At 55.2% G+C, this 5668-nt stretch carries 6 protein-coding genes; 5 read left to right on the plus strand and 1 reads right to left on the minus strand.

The features are described 5' to 3' along the window. Positions 1-1080 (plus strand): hypothetical protein (locus tag B2R17_RS22500; protein WP_286765762.1); only part of this gene is annotated, 1080 nt, incomplete at its 5' end. 223 nt (positions 1081-1303) lie between these two features. On the opposite strand, the gene B2R17_RS22505 is transcribed toward B2R17_RS22500, so the two are convergent. Then, positions 1304-2434 (minus strand): glycosyltransferase family 4 protein, encoded by a 1131-nt coding sequence (locus B2R17_RS22505; RefSeq protein WP_286765763.1) that lies wholly within the window; start codon positions 2432-2434, stop codon positions 1304-1306. A 44-nt stretch (positions 2435-2478) separates the two neighbouring features. Between B2R17_RS22505 and B2R17_RS22510 the strand changes: the two genes are divergently transcribed. The 4 genes from B2R17_RS22510 to B2R17_RS22525 form a co-directional block, all read left to right on the plus strand. Then, complete coding sequence (locus B2R17_RS22510) at positions 2479-3612, plus strand: glycosyltransferase (protein ID WP_286765828.1); 1134 nt, start codon at positions 2479-2481, stop codon at positions 3610-3612. A 32-nt stretch (positions 3613-3644) separates the two neighbouring features. Continuing rightward, the gene (locus tag B2R17_RS22515; protein WP_286765764.1) at positions 3645-4457 is read left to right on the plus strand and encodes a glycosyltransferase family 2 protein; all 813 of its coding nucleotides are present in this window, start codon (positions 3645-3647) and stop codon (positions 4455-4457) included. 4 nt (positions 4458-4461) lie between these two features. Continuing rightward, positions 4462-4998, plus strand: a complete 537-nt coding sequence (locus tag B2R17_RS22520; protein WP_286765765.1) for a WcaF family extracellular polysaccharide biosynthesis acetyltransferase — start codon at positions 4462-4464, stop codon at positions 4996-4998. Beyond that, positions 4995-5668: glycosyltransferase family 2 protein (locus B2R17_RS22525; protein WP_286765766.1), on the plus strand; the 674-nt coding region annotated here is incomplete at its 3' end. The genes B2R17_RS22520 and B2R17_RS22525, both read left to right, overlap by 4 nt.

Genomic DNA, 5668 nt, shown 5'->3' on the forward strand with positions numbered 1-5668 from the left:
CGGCGGCAGGTGGTCGCCGCGATTGGATTAGCGGTGGTGATTGCGGGCACCTTCGTTTTTGCCAAGAAAGCGAGTCGCGAGCGTGATTCCATCTCCGCCGCGGAGATCGGGCTGGGGCTCATTCAGGCTGCTTTGGCCATGAAAATGATCTCCAGCGGGATGCTGGAATTCGGGGGCGCAGCGATCGGTGTTTGGCTCGGAATGTGGTACATGCGCTTTTACTGCCTGCCGAAATGGTTCATTGACCCGGCGAGAAGAATCGATGCGGTGGCTTGGGCGATGACCGCTGGATTGTTCGTGGTCGCGGTGTCTTCGTATTACGTTTACCTTCGCTCCCCCGGTGGTGCCATGGCGACTCACGGGCGATTGAATGGGATCACGGGAAACGCTCAGCATCTCGGGCTCGCTTTGGCATCCAGCATCGCAGCGCCGGTTTATCTGTTGAAAAAATACCGGTCGCGTGGATTCGCTCAGCAAGTTTCTTTCCTGGCGGTGATCTTGTTGACGGCGTACCTAGTGCTGTTGACCGGTTCCCGGATGGCGGCCGCCGGTCTCGCACTGGCGGTTGTGTTGCAAATGAAACCTCGCCTCATTATTCCTTGTTTATTCGCCTCGCTGCTGGCGGGTCTCCTCGCGGAACCTATCCTTGCGATCATTCGCGAAGATCAATACTTGTCAACGATCACCCGGACCAACAACACTCGCGGGGATGTTTGGATGACCCAGTGGCGTCAATTCACGGCGAACCCAGCGTTTGGAGTCACGCTTCGTGGCGATCGGCTGGGGTTTGCCGAAAGCTCTTGGCTGGGGCTTTTGGCCACGGTGGGTGTGGTTGGTATCCCCGGAATGTTGGTTTTCTTATTCGGGCTTTCGCAAGACGTTTACAAGCTTTGGCGGAAGGGGTTGAAGTTTCAGGGCGAGGGCTCCGCGGAGCTGATGTTCATTGCCGCGGGCATGTCATCCCTGTTGTTTTGCAGTTTCTTTGAGGCGTTCATGCTGGGGACGATCACAATGGCTTTGACGACGGTTTATTACTACGGGTTTGCGCTGTCGGGTTTGAAGCGGCTACGGGTGGTTTGATTCAGGTGCGGTCAGGGTTGTGCGGCTAGTGTAATTTTTTGGCTAAGGGAACACCGGAACAACATTTGTCGTTGATTGACGTGACTGGAGCTTGCAGACACAGGGCTGCGGCTCGAAGCCCCAGTCACGCATTTGCCGACGCCCCTCAGCATTGCGTTAAGAAGAAGCGAGAATCGGGGCTGGCGGCCAAACGGCTAACTTTAAATCGTTGTCCCAGTACGAATCAAAGCCAATCGCCCATCCGGTCCGCCCATTTGGATGCGGAATAGGCGTCGGCGAAGCATTGGGATCGTTTGCCGAAAGATGGAAGTTGGTTCGATTGGCTGGCTTCCCAAAGCGCATTTCCGAGAGAGCGAGGCTCACCTGATGCGACGATCCAACCGTTGTGGTGCGGACGTAGCATTTCGACCGCGCTGCCACAGGCGTCCGACGCGATCACGGGCAATCCCGCTGCACATGACTCTACCAGGATCAAAGGCCACGGATCGAAAAGGCTGGGAAGTACGAGAACCCCTGATTCGGTGAAACGCCGGAGCATTTCCTTCGGCTGTTGAAAACCGAGGTCGGTCACGCCTTCCGGTTCTTTGCCCGATAACATCGATGCCAACGGGCCCTGGCCGCAGCAAATCAATGACCAGGGGTTGCTTTGGCTTTCCGCACACCGTCGCCGATAGTTTCGATAAGCTTCCAGCAGGATATCCAAGCCTTTCTCCGGTGCGTACCGCCCCGCGAACAGAAACGACTTGGGCCAACCATCGGCCGAACGCGTCGAAAAGGTCTCCGCGAGTAGATCGTAGTCAACCCCGTACATGCCGCGGCGGATGCGACTGCGGTCCACACCCAATCGGATCGCGTACTGCCAAGAACGCTCACCGGTCACAATCACGCAATGCATTTTCCTGACGAACGACCCGACTTTCCATTTTGCCAAATATTGGCGGGGTGTGCCCCACCACGGCGTGTCCATCCCCATCGAAAACCGCACCTTCGTCAACTCGCGATCGCGAGGCAGACGACGGTAGGCGTCGACAAACCAGCCACACAGCAGCACCGCATCGGGTCGGTACGCGATGACCTCGTTCCGAATGGTCGTAAAGTTATCTCTTTCCTCGGGTTCCAGCAAACGGCACGAGAAACCGGCGGTCAGACGATCCTCGAAGGCGGCTTGAGATCCCCTACGCCCCGAAGCCCATGCGATGACCTTCAAATCGATGTCTGGGCGGGAAGCGAGTTCTCGGAAGCAAGCCGCCATGTATCCGGAAATGTCAGACCAGCAGATGACGATGCGCATCGTGTTTGAGTTTGAATTGAAGGAAACCAAATTGCTATCGATGGTCGAAGAAACACATTTCATTCATCAACCGGAACAACGCCATCACTTGTGACATAATTTACACAATCGCGTCAACTCGATCGGATCATGGCGGGACGTCCCGGACCATACCGCCGCTGTGTGATGCGTTGGCTGATTTGGGCCACCAAGTCAAATTGGCGACCGCTCGAGCCGCGGACCCTGCGATTTCTATGCAGCTTCCTGAACGGATTGTGGACATCGGGTTGGCAACGGAAGGTCGATTCCTGCGCCAGCGACCGGTGATCCGCGATTGGTCGAAATGGTTGGCCACGTGGTCCTCCGACTCGAACCCAATTGTACATGATCACGGGTTGTGGTTACCGTCCAATCATTTTGTGGCGAAGTGGTGTCGACAAAACAAGCGTCCCCGAATCGTTTCACCACATGGAATGGCAACACGATGGTCGATCCGGTTTCGGGCGGCTAAGAAAAAACTGGTTTGGAAGCTCTACCAACAAACGGACCTTTTATCAGCCGACGGAATCCACGTCACGTCCCAACAGGAGTTGGACGAACTTCTTGAAATCGGCGTGGATCGACCGTCTTGTATCGCGCCCAACGGCATGGACGTTCCTGCCGAGGTGCTTCGAGAGGTGGATCGGCGTGCCAACCTCCTGGGACAGCGGGTTTGTTCGAGCGAGACCAAGACGGCTCTTTTTCTGTCACGCATTCATCCCAAAAAAGGTTTGTTGGATCTGGTCCGCGCTTGGGCGGACGTGAATCCAAGTGATTGGAAATTGCGAATTGTCGGTCCCGACGAGGGAGGCCACACTGAGGTGGTGCGGTCCGAAATTCGTCAACTGGGGATGGCCGACCGAATCGCATTGGTGGAAGAAGTGAATGACGTTGAAAAGTGGAATGAATATTTGTCCGCGGACTTGTTCGTCTTGCCCACCTACAGCGAAAACTTTGGGATTGTAATCGCCGAAGCAATGGCCGCGGGGCTGCCGGTGATCACGACAACGTCCGCCCCCTGGCAAGTTTTGTCCGAGCATAACCTCGGTTGGTGGATCGAGCCAAACCAAGACTCGCTCAGCAACGCCTTGCATCAGGCAACCGGTTTGACATCGACGCAGCGACGGGAGAAGGGCTTGGCGGCGTCTCTCCACGCCCGGAATGAGTACAGTTGGGCGAAAGCGGCCGAGAAACTAAGTGCGTTTTATAAAAGCTTTCTGTGATCTCGGATGGTAAAACGCACAAGGTGCCCTTCATGAATCTCAACGAAATCACGCCGCTGATACTGACGTACAACGAACAGGACAACCTGACGCGAACGTTGGCGGCCCTCAACTGGGCGAAACAAATCGTGATCGTTGATAGTGGCAGCGATGATAAAACACTTGAGATCGCAAGCGAGTTTGCAAACGTTAAATTGGTGACTCGTTCGTTTGATTCGCACACGAACCAGTGGAATTTTGGATTGTCGAAGGTCTCGACCGAGTGGGTACTCACCTTGGATGCGGACTACCAATGCACTCCCGAGCTGGTGGCGGAGCTTCGGGATCTAAATGATGGCGAGAATGCTTACGCGATCGGGTTTAACTTCCTGGTATTCGGAAGAAAACTGCGTGGGTCCATCTATCCGCCCCGCGTTTGTTTGTTTCCTGTTGGAAACTTTCAGTATCGGCAGGATGGGCACACCCAGTTGCTCGATCTTTCAGGTATCGATCAGCCGCCAACTTTGGATCATCGATTGAACCATGATGACCGCAAGCCGGTTGCTCGTTGGCTTCGGTCGCAGTGCAAGTATGCGGATCTGGAGGTCGAGAAACTGTTTGCGACCGATCGCAAGGCACTGGGATGGAAAGATCGGATTCGGACTTGGATCGTTTTGGCTCCGCCACTGACGTTGGTGTACTGCCTGTTTGCGAAGGGCATGATCCTGGATGGATGGGCGGGGTTGTATTACACGCTGCAACGGGTCATCGCGGAGTTGATCTTGTCTCTGAAATTGCTGGATTATCGCTTGAGGCATGAAGATGTGAACCGGCCCGCGATCGCAGAGTCTCAGCCGGAGAGGTGAACCTGTGATTGATCTAACAAAATTCCAGAATGATGGCTTCGATCGTGGGGCGTCTCGAACGAAGGAGTTTGCATGGTTGACTTGCAGGCTCTTTTTTTTCGTGCTGCCGATCCCGTTGCCCTCGATGATCCGCGCCTGGTTGTTGCGTCTGTTCGGGGCGAGAGTGGGTGTGGGCGTAGTGATTCGGTCGGGAGTCTCTATTTCCTTTCCTTGGCGGCTCTCGATCGGGGATAACGTTTGGATCGGGGAGGGAGTTTCGATTTTGTCTTTAAATCAAGTGACAATCGAGTCAAATTGTTGCGTTTCACAGGACGCGTTCTTGTGTACAGGTTCGCATGATTTTTCAAAATCAACGTTTGATTTGATGACGCGCCCGATTGTGGTTCGAGAGGGTTCTTGGGTGGCGGCGAGATGTTTTGTGGCACCAGGCGTCACAATCGGTCCAGGGAGTATGTGCGCCGCCGGTAGCATTGTCTTGAGAGACGTTCCACCGCTGACCACCGTCCTTGGGAATCCGGCAATACCAAGGCAAACTGCATGAAAGTCTCCGTCATCACTGCCGTCTACAACCGACATGAGACAATCGGCGATGCACTCCGGTCGGTGTTCTCCCAACAAAATGTGGATTTGGAAACGATCGTCGTCGACGGGGATTCGACCGATGGTACCTCCGGCGTCATCTCGCAGTTCGGCAATCAAGTGTCATGTTCGATTCGCGAGCCGGATACTGGGATATACAACGCACTGAACAAGGGACTGCGTGCCGCCACCGGCGATGTCGTTGGATTTCTGCATGCGGACGATTGGATGGCCGACGAAAATGTCCTGGCCGATGTCGCTTCAGTGATGGCGGATCGCAAGGTGGATGGCGTCTATGCAGATCTGGACTACGTCGATGCGAATGATCGAGATCGTGTGCATCGCCGCTGGGTATCAGGTGCATACGACGTCCGAAAATTCCGACGGGGCTGGATGCCGCCGCATCCGACCGTGTACTTTCGTCGTGGACTCTACGAGCGGTTTGGTCTGTTCAATGAAGACCTTCGAACGGCCGCGGATTATGAATTGCTTGTGCGGATGATGGTTCGCCACGGTGCCAAGATGGCGTATCTGCCTCGTGTGACCGTGAAGATGCGAGTTGGTGGGGCCAGCAACGCCAGCCTGGCGAATCGCTTGAATGCGAATCGCGATGATCGGCAGGCTTGGTTGAT

Origin of the sequence: Rhodopirellula sp. UBA1907, from assembly GCF_002337565.1 — a bacterium.
GTDB lineage: Bacteria > Planctomycetota > Planctomycetia > Pirellulales > Pirellulaceae > Rhodopirellula > Rhodopirellula europaea.

Excerpts from the sequence above, each read along its gene's own strand:
- B2R17_RS22505 (WP_286765763.1), bottom strand. The coding sequence starts at position 2,434 with ATGAAATGTGTTTCTTCGACCATCGATAGCAATTTGGTTTCCTTCAAT.
- B2R17_RS22515 (WP_286765764.1), top strand. The coding sequence starts at position 3,645 with ATGAATCTCAACGAAATCACGCCGCTGATACTGACGTACAACGAACAG.